This window comes from Sphingomonas sp. Leaf17, from assembly GCF_001421505.1.
Classification (GTDB): domain Bacteria; phylum Pseudomonadota; class Alphaproteobacteria; order Sphingomonadales; family Sphingomonadaceae; genus Sphingomonas.
In genome coordinates, this window is sequence record NZ_LMKL01000005.1 from 242,770 (window position 1) to 259,699 (window position 16,930).

Consider the following 16,930-nt stretch of genomic DNA (forward strand, 5'->3'; position numbering starts at 1 on the left):
ATATCGCGAACCGCGGGCACTTGCGAGAAATTGGGGAGAGACGCCGTGGCCGATACCGACATCCCGACAATGGCCTTCGGCGCGCCGTTCGCGCATGAACCGCGGCTGCTAACCGACATGCTGGATGCGACGGTGGCGCGGCACGGCGCGCGGCCGGCGATCGATTTCATGGGACGGATCACGCCATATGCCGACCTCGCCCGGTCGATCGAGCGGGCGGCGGCGGGGTTGCAGGCGCTGGGCGTCGTCAAGGGTACGCGGGTGGCGCTCTGCCTGCCGAACACGCCCTATTACCCCATCCTGTTCTTCGCGACGCTTCGGGCCGGCGGGATCGTGGTCAACGTCAACCCGCTCTACGTCGAGCGCGAGCTGCGCCACCTGCTGGTCGATTCGGGCGCGCAGATCATCGCTACCTGCGACATTCCCGAGATCCAGGCCCGCGTGCTGGCGATCGCGGCCGAACTGGGCATGGGCCATGTCATCACCTGTCCGATGGCCGATGTGCTGCCGCGCCTGAAGTCGGTCGCCTACCGGCTGTTGCGCCGCAGCGATATCGCTCCCCCGCCGCCCGCCTCGCCGCGCCATGTGACGTTCGCGGCCTTGCTGGCACGCGGCACGGCACCGACACCGCTGTCGGTGCCGATCACGCCGGGCGACGTCGCGGTGCTGCAATATACCGGGGGCACGACCGGCCTGCCCAAGGCGGCGATGCTCAGCCATGACAATCTGGTCTCGAACGCCGACGCCAATCTGGCGCATACCGGTGGAAATGATGCCGAAGCGGACCGCATCCTGGGGGTGCTGCCGCTGTTCCATGTCTTTGCGCTGACGACCGTCCTGGGGGCGGCGGTGCGGATCGGCGCGATGATGATCCTGATGCCGCGTTTCGACCTGGCCCAGACGCTGAAGACCATCGCGCGGACGAAACCGACCTATTTCCCCGCCGTCCCAACCATCTTCGGCGCGATCGCCAAGCTGGCAGAGACGCAGACCATCGACCTGTCGGCCATCAAGACCTGCATTTCGGGGGGCGCGGCCCTGCCGGCCGAGGTAAGGCACAGTTTCGAAACCCTGACCGGCGCGACCCTGGTCGAGGGCTATGGCCTGTCGGAAGCCTCGCCGATCATCACCTGCAACCCGATCGGCGGGTTGAACAAGCCGGGGTCGGCGGGCCTTCCCTTTCCCGGCACGACGATCGAGATCCGCGACCGCGAGAATCCCTCCCGCCTGCTGCCGCGCGGGCAGAATGGCGAAATCTGCGTGCGCGGACCACAGGTCATGAAGGGCTATTGGAACCAGCCGGCCGAAACCGCGAACGTCTTTGTCGACGGCGCGCTGCGGACCGGCGATGTCGGGCATCTCGATGCGGACGGCTATCTGTTCATCGTCGACCGGATCAAGGATCTGATCCTGTGCGGCGGCTACAATGTCTATCCGCGCGTGATCGAGGAGGCGCTGTACGAGCACCCGGCCGTCGTCGAGGCGGTCGTGATCGGCATCCCCGACGCCTATCGCGGCCAGTCGCCCAAGGCGTTCGTCACGCTGACCGCGCCCGGTGCGGCGACGCCGGTCGAACTGCGCGATTTCCTGCGCGACAAGGTCAGCAAGATCGAGCTTCCCCGCGAAGTCGAAATCCGCGAAAGCCTGCCCAAGACGCTCATCGGCAAATTGTCGAAAAAGGAGCTGGTCGAAGAAGAACGCATCAAGGCAGCCAGTGTGAGCGATCCGCGACGATGAACGACGCCGAACCCGAACTGCGCGGCATCCAGGCGGTGGCCGACACGCTGGGCATCACCCCGCGCACGCTGCGCTTCTACGAGGATCGCGGGCTGATCCAGCCGCAGCGGGTCGGCACCGCGCGCATCTATACCAGGCGCGAAACCGCGCGGATGCAGCTGATCCTGCGCGGCAAGCGGCTGGGGTTCTCGCTGCGCGAGATCCAGGAATTTCTCGACCTGTACGATGCAGACCCGGGCCATGCGGAGCAGATGAAGGCGCTGGCCGAACGCTGTCGCCTGCGCATCGACGAGCTGGAGCATCAGAAGGACGCGCTGGTCCAGACGCTTGCCGAACTGCGCACGATCGAGGATGCGGCGCTGGACCGGGTCCGCGCCGCGGGCACGGGCAAGCGTTGCGCCGACGGCGGCCCCGTCACCCCATAGGCATTACCGCAACCGGACGCGCGCGATCCGGTCGCTGGAGGTCAGGAACAGCGACCGGCCGCCCTCACCGATACAGCAATTGGCGACCGCCAGCCCGGTGCCGATGATCCCCAGCAACCGTCCGTCCGGCGAACAGACATGGACGCCGCCCGGCCCGGTCGCAAAGACGGTGCCGCGCGCATCGGTCTTGATCCCGTCGGGCAGGCCGGGGCGGCCGGCGGCAAGTTGCGGGCGCATGTCGCGGAACCGCCTTACACCGGTCGGCATCCCACGCGCGTCGAGCGCATAGGCCAGCACCTCGGGCCGCGCCTCGTCCGACAGCGCAACGTACAGCGTCCGCTCGTACGGGGACAGCGCGACGCCGTTCGGCCGGTGATGGCTGCGGTCGATCGCCACCACCGTGCCGTCCGCGTCTCGGCGATACACGCCGTTGAACGCCATTTCCCGCAAAGGGGACATATCGCCATCGGCCAGACCATAGGGCGGATCGGTGAAATAGATCGCCCCCGACCGGGCAATGGCCAGATCGTTCGGGCTGTTGAACCGCTTGCCCTCGAACCGGTCGATCAGGATGGTGCGCTTGCGGGTTTTCAGGTCGACGCGCGTAATCGCCCGGGTGCCGCTGTCGGCGATCACCAGCCGCCCCTGCCCGTCCAGCGCCAGCCCGTTCGACCCGCCCTCGCGAATGCCGGCCGGTACTGGCCCGCGCAGGCCGGACGGCGACAGGTACGGCCGCGCCCCCGTCTTCGCGCTCCAGCGATAGGCGATGTTGGCCGGCACGTCGGAGAACAGCAGGCTCTTGTCCGCGGGGTTCCAGACCGGCCCCTCCGCCCAGCGATAGCCGGTGGTGAGGATCTCCACCCGCGCGTCGGCCGCGACGATGGCATCCAGCGCCGGGTCGAGCCGCTCGATCCCGGCGACCGGCGCGGCCGCGCGGACCATGTCCGCAAGCGGCAGGACGGCCAGTCCGCCAAGCACCGCGCGACGGGTGGGCGCGCTCATGCGACACCCGGCACGACAGCGCGGCCCTCGCGCGCGGAGCGATAGATCGCCTCGATCACCAGCATGTCGCGCAATCCCTCCTCGCCCGCCACGATCGGTTCGCGGCCGGTCTTCACGCATTCCGCCAAATGGTCGAGCTGGCCGACGAACTGGTTTTTCCGCGCCGGCGGCAGGACGCGCGGCTCGGTCTTCCAGTCCTTGTTGATTCGCATCGCCTGCCCTTCATAGGGCGTCGCCGGCTCCATCCCGATCCAGCCCTTCGTGCCGGTCACGCGGTAGGCGTTGTGATTGCTGCTGTAGCTCGACACGCCGTTGCCGAGGATGCCGGAGGGGAAGCGCAGATGGAAGTCGATCCGGTCCTCCACGGTGCGGAAGCGTGGATCGCCGCGGTCGGTCGCCTCGACCGCGCTGACCAGCACCGGCTCCTCGCCCGACAGATACCGCAGCGCGTTCAGGCTGTAGATACCGATATCCATCAGCGACCCGCCACCCGACATCGCCCGGTCCAGCCGCCACTGGCCCGGTTGTGCGTCGAAACCGTGTTCGGCGGTGATGATCCGGGTCGCCCCGACATGCCCGCCGCGCGCCAGCTCGATCGCAAGCCGGTTGTACGGCTCGAACCGGCTGCGATAGCCGATCATCAGCTTCCTGCCCGCCTTGCGGCACGCGGCGATCATCGTGCGACATTCGGCGACCGACACCGCCATCGGCTTTTCGCACATCACATGCTTGCCCGCCTGCGCCGCCCGCACGACATATTCGGCATGCAGGCTGTTGGGCAGCACGACATAGACGATGTCGATGTCCGGGTTGTCGCGGATCCGGTCGAAGCTTGTGTAGTCATAGCGATGCGTTTTCGGGATGCCGTACTGGCTGCCGTATTTTTCCAGCTTGGCCGGCGTGCCGCTGACCAGCGCGACGAGGCGGGCATGGTCGCAATCCTTGAACTGCGGCATGATCTGGTTGGTGGCATAGGAGCCAAGGCCGACGATCGCATAGCCGAGCTTGCGCTCGCCGGTCGCGGCCAGCACGCCACCCGGCAATGCGCCGAGGGCCAGCCCCGCCGCCATTCCGCGCAAGATCCCGCGCCTGTCGTCCTGCATCATCATACCGCTCCCGTGGTGTCTGCCGGGTGTGTCCGCGTTTTCGGCGGTGAACTCAACCGCCTACCGTGATCCGCTGTGTCGCCAGCCGGTCCGCCTCGGCCGCATCGTGGGTGACGTACAGGATCGGCAGGCGCAAATCGTCGCGGATCCGCTCGATCACGGTCATGATCTCGTCCCGCCGCGCGGCGTCGAGCGACGACAACGGCTCGTCCATCAGCAGCGCGCGCGCGCCCGACAGCAGCGCCCGGCCGATCGCCACCCGCTGCGCCTCGCCCCCCGACAGCGATCGCGGCCAGCGGTCGAGCAGATCGCCGATCCCCAGAAAGGCGACGACCTCGTCAGGGGTGATCCAGCGGTCGCCCGACGCCGCCAGCCGGTGGCCGTACAGCAGGTTGGCGCGCACCCGCCGGTGCGGGAACAGCCGCCCGTCCTGAAACACATAGCCCATCCGCCGCTTGTCCGGTGCAACGTCGATCCCCGCGCGCGCATCGAACAGCGTTTCGCCATCGACGCGGATATGCCCGCGCGCCGGCGTCATCAGCCCGGCGACCATGTTCAGCACCGATGTCTTGCCCGCCCCCGACGGGCCGAACAGCACGGTAAGCCCGCCCTCGACCACGAACGACAGCGCGATGCGGGTATCGCCGACGGTCCGGCTGATCGCGACGTCAAACGCCATGCGCCCGCTACCGCCTGCCATCACGCCGCCCCGCGCCGCCGCGCCGCGCCAGCCATTCCGACAGGATCAGCGCCGCGAACGACAGCGCGACCGCGATCCCCGCCAGCCGCACGACCGCGCTTTCGCCCCCCGGCACCTGCAACGCCGCATAGATTGCGATCGGCAGCGTCTCGGTCTCGCCGGGAATATTGGAGACAAACGTGATCGTCGCGCCGAACTCGCCGATCGACCGCGCGAAGCCGAGCACCAGTCCGGCCAGCACGCCCGGCAGCGACAGCGGCAGCGTGATCGTCGCGAAGGTCCGCCACGCGCCCGCGCCCAGCGTCCGCGCCGCGCCCTCCAGCCGCCGGTCGACCCCCTCGATCGACAAACGGATCGCGCGGACCATCAGCGGCAGGGCCATGACCCCGGCGGCGATCGCGGCCCCGGTCCAGCGGAACAGCACCGACACGCCGAACACGGATTGCAGCCACCCGCCGATCGGCCCGTCCTGCCCGAACGCCAGCAGCAGCAGCCATCCGGTCACCACCGGCGGCAGGACCAGCGGCAGATGGACCAGCGCATCGACCACCGACCTGCCCAAGAAATCCCTGCGAGCGAGGATATAGGCCAGCGCGAAGGCGAGCGGCAACGTCGCTGTCATCGCCACCGCGCTGACCTTCAGCGACAGGCCGATGACCTGCCAGTCTTCCGCGCTCAGCATCACGGATTCAGCGCGCCGAGAACCCGAAGCGGCGGAAGATCGCGCGGCCCGCCGGCGAGGTCAGGAACCGGCGGAAACCGATCGTGTCCGGGCTGCGCGCGGTTGTCAGTACCGCGATCGGATAGGTGATCGGCGGGTGGCTGGCGGCGGGGAAGACCCCGACCACCCGGACCGCGCGCGAGGCGCGGGCGTCGGTTTCATAGACGATGCCGTAGGGCGCGTTGCCGCTGGCCACCAGCGCCAGCGCGGCGCGGACGCTGTCGCCCTTCGCCAGCCGCCCCTGCACCGACGGCCAGACGCCAAGCGCGGTCAGCGCCGCCTTGCCATAGCGTCCGGCGGGCACGGCGGCGGGATCGGCCATCGCCAGCCGCCCGGTCCCAAGCGCGCGGGCCAGCGGAAAGCCGCGCCGGATCGCGATGCCGCCACGGGCCGCGGCCGGCGCGATCAACACCAGCCGGTTGCCCAGAAACGACGATCGCGTGCCGGGGCGGATCAGCCCGCGCCGCTGCACGTCGTCCATCCAGTCGGTATCGGCGGAAATGAAGATGTCGGCGGGCGATCCGGCGGCGATCTGCCGGGCCAGCGCGGACGAGGCGGCGAATGAGATGACCGGCCGGCCGTGCCCCTGCGCCGCCCAGACCCGTGCCGCCTCGCTCAGCGATTCCTGCAGGCTGGCGGCGGCGAGAACCAGCGGCGGTCGCGGCTGTGCGATCGCCGGGGACAGCACGGACATGGCGGAAAGGACCGCAAGTACCAACCGTATCAACAGTCCCCGCATTTTCATTCCCTTCGCCCGCCGCGCCATGATCGACCTATAGGCGAAAAATCCGCGTCGTCAGCCGCCGATGCGCACGCAACCCCTATGCCCGTCGGACAGGCAGAATATGGCGACCCCAACATTTATTTCCCCGATGCCGGGTCGCGCGCTCCAGCACGGGATGGTAGTTGGAGATCGGTTCAGCCTACAGCATGGGTTGATGATGCAAGCGCCGGGACACGCGGTTTCGCGGCCACGGCGGGAAAGACGAATGACGATGCGTACCGAAATGAACATCCGTTGCCGGCGGCTCGCCGCGAACGCGCGCGCCGGCATCGCGCTGGCCGTCCTGACGGCGGTGACGACCGCGCCGCTACACGGCCAGATCATTCCCCCGCCGGTCGTCCCGACCGTGCCGATGACACAGGCGATCACCCCGACACCGGCGATCCCGACGCTGACCACGGCGCAGATGGAGCAGCTGACCCGCTTCCTGACCGACGGTGCCGCCGCCCACGGCCTGCGCCAGTCGACCGCCTGGACCGCGACACCGACGAGCAACGCCGAGATGGTCCGCGCCGTGCTGGATCAGGCGCACGCCATCCACTCCGGCCGGCTCGACACCGCCGATTTCCAGCAGGACTGGGGCCTGCGCCCCGAGCCTTATGATCCCGCTCCCGCCTTCGCGGCCGCGGTCCGCACCAACAGCCTGAAGCAGTGGATCGCCTCGCTGGCACCGCCCTATGCCGGCTATGACGGGCTGGTGGAGGGCCTGACGACCTATCGCAAGCTGGCCGCCGCCGGTGGCTGGGCAACGCTTGCCGCCGGGCCGGACCTTGGCATGGGCGCGACCGGAGCGCGCGTCACCGCGCTGCGCACCCGGCTGGCGTTCGAGGATCCCGACGTCGCCAGAACCGGCACGACGTTCGACGCAGGGCTGCGCGACGCGGTGCGCCGGGCGCAGAACCGCTATGGCCTGAACCCGACCGGTGTCGTGTCGACGCAGACGCTGGCGGCGCTGAACGTGCCGGCGATCGGGCGGGTGCGACAGATCATGGCCAACATGGAACGCTGGCGCTGGCTGCCCGCCGAGCTGCCCAAGGACCGAATCCAGGTCAATATCGCCGCCGCGGTGCTGACGGTGTTCGACGGCGACAATCCGGTCGCCTCGATGCGCGCGGTCACCGGCCGTCCGGGCAACGAGACGCCGATGCTGCGCTCGACGATCCACAGCGTCGTCATCAACCCGCCGTGGAACGTGCCGACCTCGATCGCGACCAAGGAATTGTGGCCCAAGGAAAAGCGCAATCCCGGCTATCTGCGCCGCGCGGGGTACAAGATCATCCCGACCGGCAACGGCGGCACCCGGTTGCAGCAGGAGGCGGGCGACCGCAGCGCGCTGGGCCGTTACAAGTTCGATTTCGATAACCCCTATGCGGTCTACCTGCACGACACCCCGTCACAGGCGACCTTCGCCAGCTTCAGCCGGCTGGCCAGCCATGGCTGTGTCCGGCTCGAAAAGCCCGGCGAATTGGCCGACCTGCTGCTGAAGGGCGACCCCACCTGGACGCCCGAGATGATCGACGCGACCGTGGAAAAGGGTGACACCACCCGGGCGCGGTTGACCAGGCCGGTGGCGGTGTACCTGCTGTACTGGACCGCCTTTGCCAGCGCCAACGGCCGGATGAACTTCCGCGCCGATCCTTATGGCTGGGATACGACGCTGGCATCGAAGATCGAGGCGCGCTCGACGCGCCAGACCATGGCTGCGCTCTGAGCATGACGAGGATGATGATGACCCGTTTCCCGCGCTATCGCGCAACGACGCTGGCTGGCCTGATGGCGCTGGGCGTCCTCGCCGGCTGCTCCGGTTCCGAGCCGGAGAACCAGCCGCCCGAGGCCACGGAGACCAGCACGGTCAACGATGACGCGGCCCCCCCGGCGGAGGCTCCCGCCGCTACCACGACGATCGCTGCGGAACCGGCCGGACTGCAACCGCCCGTCGTCGTACCCGAAATAGAGCCGGTCGAACCGACCCCGCCCGACGCGCAGGTGCTGGAGGATGCCGATGCCACCGGCATGACCGCGCGCGTGCGCCGTGACGAGGCCCCCGCCCCCGGTTCGGAGGAAACACCGGCGGCGTCGGAGCCGGCCCCGGATACCGGCGAAACCCCCTGATGACGGCATGACGCCAGCGCACACCGACGAGGCACGCGAAGCCGTGCCGACGTCGCGTGCGCCCACCGCTGTGGCCGCCGCTGTGCCCGCCCATCGCCGCTGTTCACGCTCGGCTCGCCCGATCCTGGCGGCGGCGGTCATCGCGACGATATCGGTCGTGCTGCCCGCCGGTCTGTCCGCCGCGGCAACGACCAGCGCAGCCATACCGGGGCGGTGCGCCTATGCCGAACCGCTTGTGCGCTCCCGGCAGCAGACCGTCCTCGTCCTTTGCGACAGCGTCACGATCGACCGTGATGACACGCTGGCGATCATTGATTTTCGTCAAAGAAGCTGGGGATCGAAGGCGCGGATTACCGGCGAAGTGGCGGACGACCGCCTGTCGACATCATCGGCGGCCATCGCCGGTCGATCCCCGGTCGCGGCATCCGGCACCTGCCGAATGGACCACCGCAGCGACGGGCGTCTGTCCGGGGTACGCTGCCTGCTGAAAACCGGCAGCCGCTGGTACGCCGCCAGTTTCATCGCATCGCGCCTCTGACGCCATGTGACGGACCGCCACCCGGTGACCGGGTGGCGGCGATGCATCACCTCAGTTGCGGCGCGCAAGTTCCTTGTTGATGCCCAGCGCCACCAGCGTTCCGACCGCGCCGGACAGCAGATACCCGCCGGCGGCCGCCAGCCCGAAATTGCTGGCCAGCAGCAGCGCGACCAGCGGCGCGAAGCCCGCACCCACCAGCCAGGCGAGATCCGACGTCAGCGCCGCGCCGGTATAACGCCGTGCCGAGGCGAAGTTGGCCGATACCGCGCCCGACGACTGACCGAACGCCAGACCAAGCAGCGCAAAGCCGGAAATCATGAACACCAGTTCGCCCAGATCACCGCCGTTCAGCATCTGCGGCGCAAAGCCGCTGAACACCGCGATGCCGGTGGCCGAGGCCGCCAGCAGCGAGCGACGACCGATCCTGTCGGCGATCAGGCCGGAGGCGACGACCGCGACGACGCCGACGATCGCGCCGATGATCTCGATCACCAGGAATCGGGCCGGCGTCTCGCGCGTGAACAGATACACCCACGACAGCGGAAACACCGTGACCATGTGGAACAGCGCGAAACTGGCGAGCGGGGCGAACGCGCCGATGACGATGTTGCGCCAGTCGCTGCGGATCGTCTCGCTGACGCGCGAGGGCTGAAGCTCGCGGGTTTCGAACAGGCGGGCATAATCCGGCGTCGACACGATCCGCAGCCGCGCGAACAGCGCCACGACGTTGATCGCGAAGGCGACGAAGAACGGATAGCGCCAGCCCCAGTCAAGGAAGTCGGCGCTGGACAGGGTGGAGATGAAGAACGCGAACAGTGCGCTCGCCACCATCAGGCCAAGCGGCGCGCCAAGCTGCGGGATCATCGCGTACCAGCCGCGCTTGTTCTCGGGTGCGTTGAGCGCCAGCAGCGACGGCAGGCCGTCCCACACGCCGCCAAGCGCGATGCCCTGGCCGATGCGGAACACCGCCAGCAGGATCGCGGCCCACGACCCGATCGTCGCGTAGCTCGGCAGGAACGCGACCGCCGCAGTCGATCCACCCAGCAGGAACAGCGCGATGGTCAGCTTGGTGCCGCGCCCCAGATTGCGGTCGATCGCCAGAAAGATCACCGAGCCGATCGGCCGGGCGATGAACGCAAGCGCGAAGATCGCGAACGAATAGACCGTGCCGGTCAGGCGGTCGACATAGGGAAAGAACAGGGCCGGAAACACCAGCACCGACGCGATCGCGTAGACGAAGAAGTCGAAAAACTCCGACGTCCGCCCGATGATGACGCCGATGGCGATCTCCCCCGGCGCGATGTCGCCGTGTCGCGCATTGATCGCGCGGGAATCGCGTTCGGCCCCGTGCGAGCCAGTCACGGTCTGTGCAGTCATTACTTCATGTCCTTCGCAACCGGCGGACGTCGTACCCGCCGGTATCGCCCGGATCGCGCCGGTATGCTATGCCTATGCGTCAAATATGCGTTGGTCGGCATTGGACAAAATGTCCAGTGTTGCAGCGCAGCGTGCAGGCGTAACGCGATCCCATGTCGAAGCTCCCCCGCCTTCCCCGTACCGGTATTCCCCGCCCGAAGACCCAGGGCATCGCCCGTGTCGGCAGGATGCTGGCCGCGCTTGCCCTGCCGGCCGTGCTGGCGGGGTGCAACATGGTCGTCATGAACCCGTCCGGCGACGTGGCGCTGCAACAGCGCAACCTGGTGCTGATCGCGACGGGGCTGATGCTGCTCATCATCATTCCGGTGCTGTCGCTGATTGCGCTGTTCGCCTGGCGCTATCGCCACACCAATACGGACGCCGAATATCAGCCGGACTGGGACCATTCGACCCAGCTGGAGCTGGCCATCTGGGGCGCGCCGCTGCTCATCGTCATCTGCCTTGGCGCGGTGACGTGGACCGGCACGCACCTGCTCGACCCCTATCGTCCGATCGAGCGGCTGGAGGCGGGTCGCCCGATCCGGGCGGGCACCCGGCCGCTTGAGGTTCAGGTCGTCGCGCTCGACTGGAAGTGGCTGTTCATCTATCCGGAATACGGCTTCGCGACGGTCAACGAACTCGCCGCCCCGGTCGACCGGCCGATCCAGTTCCGCCTGACGTCGTCGTCGGTGATGAACGCGTTCTATGTGCCCACGCTGGCCGGCATGATCTACGCCATGCCGACGATGGAAACCAAGCTGCACGCGGTCATCAACAAGGCCGGCAATTATGAGGGCTTTTCCTCGAACTACAGCGGCGCCGGCTTCTCGGGCATGCGTTTCCGTTTTCACGGGCTGAGCAACGCCGACTTCGCCGGCTGGGTCGCCCGGAACAAGGCGGCGGGCGGGTCGCTCGACCGCACGCGGTACATCGCGCTGGAAAAACCGACCGAGAAGGTTCCGGTCATGCGCTTTGCCAATGTCGATCCCGAATTGTTTGACGTGGTCGTCAACAACTGCGTCAAGCCGGGCACGACCTGCATGTCCGACATGATGGCGATGGACGGCACGCACAGTGCGGGGATGGAGCACACCGCCAATGCGGGCAATCCGCAGGGCAAGGTTCAGGAGGAACCTCTGACCGGGGCCGACGCAGGCAAGGCGCCGCCAAGCGACCATTCGGCCAGCGGCAAACGTACCAACTCGTCGCCCGCCAACCCGAACACCCTTTGATTGGTCTGGAACCATGACACTTTCCCCCCTCTCCGTCAGTCCGATATTCGGCCGCCTGTCGTTGGAATCGCTGCCGCTGCATGAACCGATCGTCGTCGCCACGTTCTGCGCGGTGGCGCTGGGCGGGGCCGCGCTGGTGGCGGCGCTCACCTATTTCAAACTGTGGGGCTATCTGTGGACCGAATGGTTCACGTCGGTGGACCATAAGAAGATCGGGATCATGTACATGATCCTGGGCATCGTCATGATGCTGCGCGGTTTTTCCGACGCGATCATGATGCGCGCGCAGCAGGCGATGGCCTTCAACGGATCCGAAGGCTATCTGAACGCGCACCATTACGACCAGGTGTTCACCGCGCACGGCGTCATCATGATCTTCTTCGTGGCGATGCCGTTTGTCACGGGCCTGATGAACTATGTCGTCCCGCTCCAGATCGGCGCGCGCGACGTGTCGTTCCCGTTCTTGAACAATTTCAGCTTCTGGATGACGGCGGCCGGTGCGGTCATCGTCATGATGAGCCTGTTCGTCGGCGAGTTCGCGCAGACCGGCTGGCTGGCCATGCCGCCGCTGTCGGGAATCCTCTCCAGTCCCGGGGTCGGCGTCGACTATTACATCTGGGCGTTGCAGATCGCGGGCGTCGGCACGCTGTTGTCGGGCGTCAACCTGATCGTGACCATCGTCAAGATGCGCGCACCGGGCATGTCCATGATGAAGATGCCGATCTTCTGCTGGACCGCGCTGTGCACCAACGTGCTGATCGTGGCCGCCTTCCCGGTGCTGACCGCCGTCCTCGCGCTGCTCAGCCTCGACCGCTATGTCGACACCAACTTCTTCACGAACACGCTGGGCGGCAACCCGATGATGTACGTGAACCTGATCTGGATCTGGGGCCACCCGGAGGTGTACATCCTGATCCTGCCGATGTTCGGCGTGTTCTCGGAAATCACCTCGACCTTCTCGGGCAAGCGTCTGTTCGGCTATACCTCGATGGTCTATGCGACGGTCGTCATCACGCTGCTCGCCTATCTCGTCTGGCTGCACCATTTCTTCACGATGGGGTCGGGGGCGAGCGTCAATTCGTTCTTCGGCATCACGACGATGGTGATTTCGATCCCGACGGGCGCGAAGATCTTCAACTGGCTGTTCACGATGTATCGTGGGCGCATCCGGTTCGAGCTGCCGATGATGTGGACGATCGCGTTCATGGTCACCTTCACGATCGGTGGGATGACCGGCGTGCTGCTGGCGGTGCCCCCGGCCGACTTCGTGCTGCACAACTCGCTGTTCCTGGTGGCGCATTTCCACAACGTCATCATCGGCGGCGTGGTGTTCGGGGCGTTCGCCGGCATCAACTATTGGTTCCCGAAGGCCTTCGGTTTCAAGCTGAACGAATTCTGGGGCAAGATCTCGTTCTGGTGCTGGACGGTCGGCTTCTACTTCGCCTTCATGCCGCTTTATGTGCTCGGCCTGATGGGCGTCACCCGTCGCCTGCGCACCTTCGAGGATCCTTCCTTGCAGATCTGGTTCATCATCGCGGCGTTCGGCGCGGCGCTGATCGCGGCCGGGATCGGGGCGATGCTGATGCAGTTCTACGTCAGCGTGCGCGATCGCGAGGAGCTGGCCGACACCACGGGCGATCCCTGGAACGGGCGCACGCTGGAATGGGCGACCTCGTCGCCGCCGCCGGCCTACAATTTCGCGATGACCCCGGTCATTCATGACGGCGACGCATGGGCCGACATGAAGAAGCGCGGCTACCAGCGGCCAGTGCAGGGCTTCAAGGCGATCCACATGCCAAGCAATACCGGCAGCGGCGTGGTGCTGGGAGCGCTGTCGGTGGCGTTCGGCGCGGCGATGATCTGGTACATCTGGTGGCTCGCGGCGCTCAGCTTCGTCGGGATCGTCGGTTACTCGATCGTCCACACCTTCAACTACAAGCGCGATTTCCACATCCCCCAGGACGAGGTGATCGCGACCGAGGCCCAGCGGACCGCGCTGCTGGCACAAAAGGCGTAAACGACGATGTCCGGTACCAACATGACCGCCACGCCGACCGGGGAGGACGCCACCGTCTTCTACGTGGTCGACGAACACGACCACCCGGAAGGCGGCAGCACGATGCTGGGCTTCTGGATCTACCTGATGAGCGATTGCCTCATCTTCGCGATGCTGTTCGCGACCTACGGCGTGCTGGGGACCAGCTACGCCGGGGGGCCGGGTCCGAAGGAGCTGTTCGACTTGCCGCTGGTGGCGCTGAACACGTCGATGCTGCTGTTCTCGTCGATCACCTACGGCTTTGCGATGCTGGCGATGAACGACGGCAAGCAGGGCGCGACGCAAGGCTGGCTGGCGATCACCGGCCTGTTTGGCCTCGCCTTCCTGGGCATCGAACTGTACGAATTCTCGCACCTGATCCACGAGAACGCCGGGCCGACGCGCAGCGCGTTCCTGTCGTCCTTCTTCACGCTGGTCGGCACCCACGGCCTGCACGTCACCTTCGGGCTGATCTGGCTGGTCGTGCTGATGGTGCAGGTGCAGGTGAAGGGCCTGATCCCCGCCAACACCCGACGCCTGATGTGCCTCAGCCTGTTCTGGCACTTCCTCGATGTCATCTGGATCGGCGTCTTCACCTTCGTCTATCTGATGGGAATGCTGCGATGAGCGCCGACCACCACGCCCCCCCCGCCCACAGCGGCGATCTTCACGCTTCCGGGCTGCATGGGGCGGTCCACCACAACGACCATGCCGACGATCACGCGCACGGCAGCCGCAAGGATTATGTGATCGGCTTCGTGCTGTCGGTGATCCTGACCGCGATCCCGTTCTGGCTGGTGATGACCAACCCGCTGTCGCAGCAGACGACCGCGCTCATCATCATGGCGTTCGCGATCGTCCAGATCGTCGTGCACATGATCTACTTCCTGCACATGAACGGCAAGAACGAGGGCGGCTGGTCGATGATGGCCCTGCTGTTCACAATCGTCGTCGTCGTCATCGCGCTCAGCGGCTCGCTGTGGGTGATGTATCACATGAACACCAACATGATGCCCGCCGCCGCCGAAATGGGGCAGATGGGATGACCGCCCGCGTCGATCGCACCGTCGGGGCTGCCCGGTCGGCGCGATCGACGGTGCTGCTTGGGCTGCTCGCCCTGCTGATGGTCGTCGCGCTGGTCGCGCTGGGCACCTGGCAGGTGCAGCGCCGGGCGTGGAAGCTGGACCTGATTGCGCAGGTCGACGCCCGGCTGAAGGCCCCTCCCGTCCCCGCCCCCGGCCCGGCCGCGTGGCCGCGCATCGACAAGACCGACGCCTATACCCGCCTGCACGCCGACGGCATCTGGCTGGTCAGCATGGACACATTGGTCAAGGCGGTCACCACGCGTGGCTCGGGCTGGTGGGTGATGACCCCGCTGCGGACCCGCGACGGCGCGACCATCCTTGTCAATCGTGGTTTCGTCCCCGCCCGCACCTATCGCCATGCCGAGGGGCCGGCATCCGTGACCGGCCTGTTGCGCGTGAGCGAACCGGGCGGGGCCTTCCTGCGGTCCAACGACCCGGCGGCGGGAGCGTGGTATTCGCGCGACGTGGCCGCGATCGCCGCGCATCACCGGCTCGACATGGTCGCCCCCTATTTCATCGACGCGAACGCGGTGCCCGGCCCGGCCGACGCGCCGGTCGGCGGCCTGACCATCGTGTCCTTCTACAACAACCACCTTGTCTATGCGCTGACCTGGTACGGTCTGGCGCTGATGGTGGCGGGGGGATACGCGCTGCTGCTGCGCGAGCGGGCGCGGCGGCGGGCCGCGACACCGGATCCATCGCGATGACGACCCGTCCGGCCGACCAGCGCGTGCTGTCGGAGGGCGGTTCGCCCGTCGCCTCGTTCGTGCCGGTCGATGCCGCCGGCCACAAGAACATGATCCAGCTGATCGAGCTGCGCTGGCTGGCCGTCGTCGGTCAGTTGCTGACGATCGCGCTGACCCGCTGGGGGCTGGGCATCGGCCTGCCGCTGGTGCCGATGGCGATGGTGCTGGGGTCGCTGGTCGCGCTCAACCTCGTCAGCCTGCTGCTGCTCAAGTGGCGGCGGCGGGTGACCAACATCGAACTGTTCGTCACGCTGCTGCTCGACGTGATCGCGCTGTCGATCCAGTTCTGGCTCAGCGGCGGCGCGACCAACCCGTTCATCTCGCTGTTTCTGCTACAGGTGGTGCTCGGGTCGATCCTGCTCGAACGCTGGTCGACCTGGGTCATCGTCGTCGCGACCAGCATCGCCTTTGCGTGGCTGACGGTCAGCTACCACCCGCTCGCGTTGCCGCCCGGGTTCGGCGAGACGCTGTTCGGCCTGCACATCCGCGGCATGTGGGTCTGTTTCGCGCTGGTCGCGGTGCTGCTGGTGATGTTCGTCGGGCGGATCACCGCCAATCTGCGCGCGCGCGACGAGGATCTGGCCGATATCCGCCAGCAGACGACCGAACAGGATCACATCATCCGCATCGGCCTGCTCGCGTCGGGCGCGGCGCATGAACTCGGCACCCCGCTGTCGTCGCTGTCGGTGATCCTTGGCGACTGGCGACGGATCCCGCGCATCGCCGAAGACCCCGAACTGGTGCAGGAAATCGGCGAGATGCAGGCGGAGGTGCTGCGTTGCAAGGCGATCGTCACCAACATCCTGCTGTCGGCGGGCGAGGCGCGCGGCGAGGCATCGACCGCGACCACGGTCCACGCCTTTCTCGACGGAGTCTTTTCCGACTGGATCAGCGCGCGCGGCTACCCGAACGCGCATTATCTCAACAGCTTCGGCCCTGATCTGCCGATCGTGTCGGATACGGTGCTGCAACAGGTGCTGTACAACGTCCTCGACAATGCGGCGGAGGCGTCGCCCGACTGGCTGCGGATGAATGTCGCGCGTGACGGCGATACGCTGGTGGTGACGGTGTGCGATCACGGCCCTGGCTTTGCGCCGGAAATGCTGGAGCGGCTCGGCAAACCCTATCAGTCGAGCAAGGCGCGGCTGGGATCGGGCCTCGGCCTGTTCCTGGTGGTCAACGTCATGCGCAAGCTGGACGGCAGCGTGACGGCCAGCAACCGCGCGGGCGGCGGCGCGGAAATCCTGCTCACCCTGCCGCTGTCGTCGCTGGCGCTTGCGGAAGGATGATG

General features: G+C 67.2%; 17 protein-coding genes. 11 read left to right on the plus strand and 6 right to left on the minus strand.

What is annotated here, in order from left to right; genetic code table 11:
• The first annotated feature begins 69 nt into the window (after nucleotides 1-69).
• Nucleotides 70-1,737 carry a long-chain-fatty-acid--CoA ligase gene (locus ASE75_RS08075; protein ID WP_055932199.1) on the plus strand — a complete coding sequence of 556 codons (1,668 nt, stop codon included), beginning with the start codon at nucleotides 70-72 and terminating at the stop codon, nucleotides 1,735-1,737.
• Nucleotides 1,734-2,162 (plus strand): MerR family transcriptional regulator, encoded by a 429-nt coding sequence (locus ASE75_RS08080; RefSeq protein ID WP_055931644.1) that lies wholly within the window; start codon nucleotides 1,734-1,736, stop codon nucleotides 2,160-2,162. Before ASE75_RS08075 ends, ASE75_RS08080 begins: the two co-directional genes overlap by 4 nt.
• Nucleotides 2,163-2,165: 3 nt before the next feature.
• Here the strand turns inward: ASE75_RS08080 and ASE75_RS08085 are convergent, their stop codons facing one another.
• The 5 genes from ASE75_RS08085 to modA are packed head-to-tail and all read right to left on the minus strand — an operon-like array spanning nucleotide 2,166 to nucleotide 6,430.
• Nucleotides 2,166-3,164 carry an SMP-30/gluconolactonase/LRE family protein gene (locus tag ASE75_RS08085; protein ID WP_055931646.1) on the minus strand — a complete coding sequence of 333 codons (999 nt, stop codon included), beginning with the start codon at nucleotides 3,162-3,164 and terminating at the stop codon, nucleotides 2,166-2,168.
• Nucleotides 3,161-4,267 (minus strand): Gfo/Idh/MocA family protein, encoded by a 1,107-nt coding sequence (locus ASE75_RS08090; RefSeq protein ID WP_055931648.1) that lies wholly within the window; start codon nucleotides 4,265-4,267, stop codon nucleotides 3,161-3,163. The genes ASE75_RS08085 and ASE75_RS08090 overlap by 4 nt, the downstream gene beginning before the upstream one ends.
• 55 nt (nucleotides 4,268-4,322) lie before the next feature.
• Nucleotides 4,323-4,949, minus strand: coding sequence for an ATP-binding cassette domain-containing protein (locus ASE75_RS08095; RefSeq protein ID WP_055931650.1), 627 nt, complete (start codon nucleotides 4,947-4,949; stop codon nucleotides 4,323-4,325).
• Nucleotides 4,950-4,956: 7 nt separating this feature from the next.
• Complete coding sequence (modB, locus tag ASE75_RS08100; protein ID WP_055931652.1) at nucleotides 4,957-5,652, minus strand: molybdate ABC transporter permease subunit; 696 nt, start codon at nucleotides 5,650-5,652, stop codon at nucleotides 4,957-4,959.
• A 7-nt stretch (nucleotides 5,653-5,659) separates the two neighbouring features.
• A complete protein-coding gene (gene modA / locus ASE75_RS08105; RefSeq protein ID WP_055932202.1) occupies nucleotides 5,660-6,430 on the minus strand; it encodes a molybdate ABC transporter substrate-binding protein in 771 nt (256 codons plus the stop codon).
• Between the two features lie 250 nt (nucleotides 6,431-6,680).
• Between modA and ASE75_RS08110 the strand changes: the two genes are divergently transcribed.
• The 3 genes from ASE75_RS08110 to ASE75_RS08120 are packed head-to-tail and all read left to right on the plus strand — an operon-like array spanning nucleotide 6,681 to nucleotide 9,125.
• A complete protein-coding gene (locus tag ASE75_RS08110; protein ID WP_443025305.1) occupies nucleotides 6,681-8,186 on the plus strand; it encodes a L,D-transpeptidase family protein in 1,506 nt (501 codons plus the stop codon).
• Between the two features lie 17 nt (nucleotides 8,187-8,203).
• On the plus strand, nucleotides 8,204-8,587 hold the full coding sequence (locus ASE75_RS08115; protein ID WP_156340307.1) for a hypothetical protein: 384 nt from the start codon (nucleotides 8,204-8,206) through the stop codon (nucleotides 8,585-8,587).
• A gap of 7 nt (nucleotides 8,588-8,594) precedes the next feature.
• Entirely contained in the window at nucleotides 8,595-9,125 is a 531-nt protein-coding gene (locus ASE75_RS08120) for a hypothetical protein (RefSeq protein WP_055931656.1), read from the plus strand.
• Nucleotides 9,126-9,176: 51 nt separating this feature from the next.
• Here ASE75_RS08120 and ASE75_RS08125 read toward each other — a convergent pair whose 3' ends face one another.
• Nucleotides 9,177-10,502: an MFS transporter gene (locus ASE75_RS08125; RefSeq protein WP_055931658.1), complete on the minus strand. Its 1,326-nt coding sequence runs from the start codon at nucleotides 10,500-10,502 to the stop codon at nucleotides 9,177-9,179.
• Between the two features lie 227 nt (nucleotides 10,503-10,729).
• Between ASE75_RS08125 and cyoA the strand changes: the two genes are divergently transcribed.
• From cyoA to ASE75_RS08155, 6 genes are read left to right on the plus strand one after another with little or no spacing between them, the layout of a single operon-like run.
• Nucleotides 10,730-11,773, plus strand: a complete 1,044-nt coding sequence (gene cyoA, locus ASE75_RS08130) for a ubiquinol oxidase subunit II (protein WP_055931661.1) — start codon at nucleotides 10,730-10,732, stop codon at nucleotides 11,771-11,773.
• A 13-nt stretch (nucleotides 11,774-11,786) separates the two neighbouring features.
• On the plus strand, nucleotides 11,787-13,790 hold the full coding sequence (gene cyoB / locus ASE75_RS08135; protein WP_055931664.1) for a cytochrome o ubiquinol oxidase subunit I: 2,004 nt from the start codon (nucleotides 11,787-11,789) through the stop codon (nucleotides 13,788-13,790).
• Between the two features lie 21 nt (nucleotides 13,791-13,811).
• Entirely contained in the window at nucleotides 13,812-14,435 is a 624-nt protein-coding gene (gene cyoC, locus ASE75_RS08140) for a cytochrome o ubiquinol oxidase subunit III (protein WP_055931667.1), read from the plus strand.
• Nucleotides 14,432-14,854 carry a cytochrome o ubiquinol oxidase subunit IV gene (cyoD, locus tag ASE75_RS08145; protein ID WP_055931671.1) on the plus strand — a complete coding sequence of 141 codons (423 nt, stop codon included), beginning with the start codon at nucleotides 14,432-14,434 and terminating at the stop codon, nucleotides 14,852-14,854. Before cyoC ends, cyoD begins: the two co-directional genes overlap by 4 nt.
• A complete protein-coding gene (locus tag ASE75_RS08150; RefSeq protein ID WP_055931673.1) occupies nucleotides 14,851-15,600 on the plus strand; it encodes an SURF1 family protein in 750 nt (249 codons plus the stop codon). The genes cyoD and ASE75_RS08150 overlap by 4 nt, the downstream gene beginning before the upstream one ends.
• Nucleotides 15,597-16,928: an ATP-binding protein gene (locus ASE75_RS08155; protein ID WP_082463864.1), complete on the plus strand. Its 1,332-nt coding sequence runs from the start codon at nucleotides 15,597-15,599 to the stop codon at nucleotides 16,926-16,928. The genes ASE75_RS08150 and ASE75_RS08155 overlap by 4 nt, the downstream gene beginning before the upstream one ends.
• The last annotated feature ends 2 nt before the right edge of the window (nucleotides 16,929-16,930 follow it).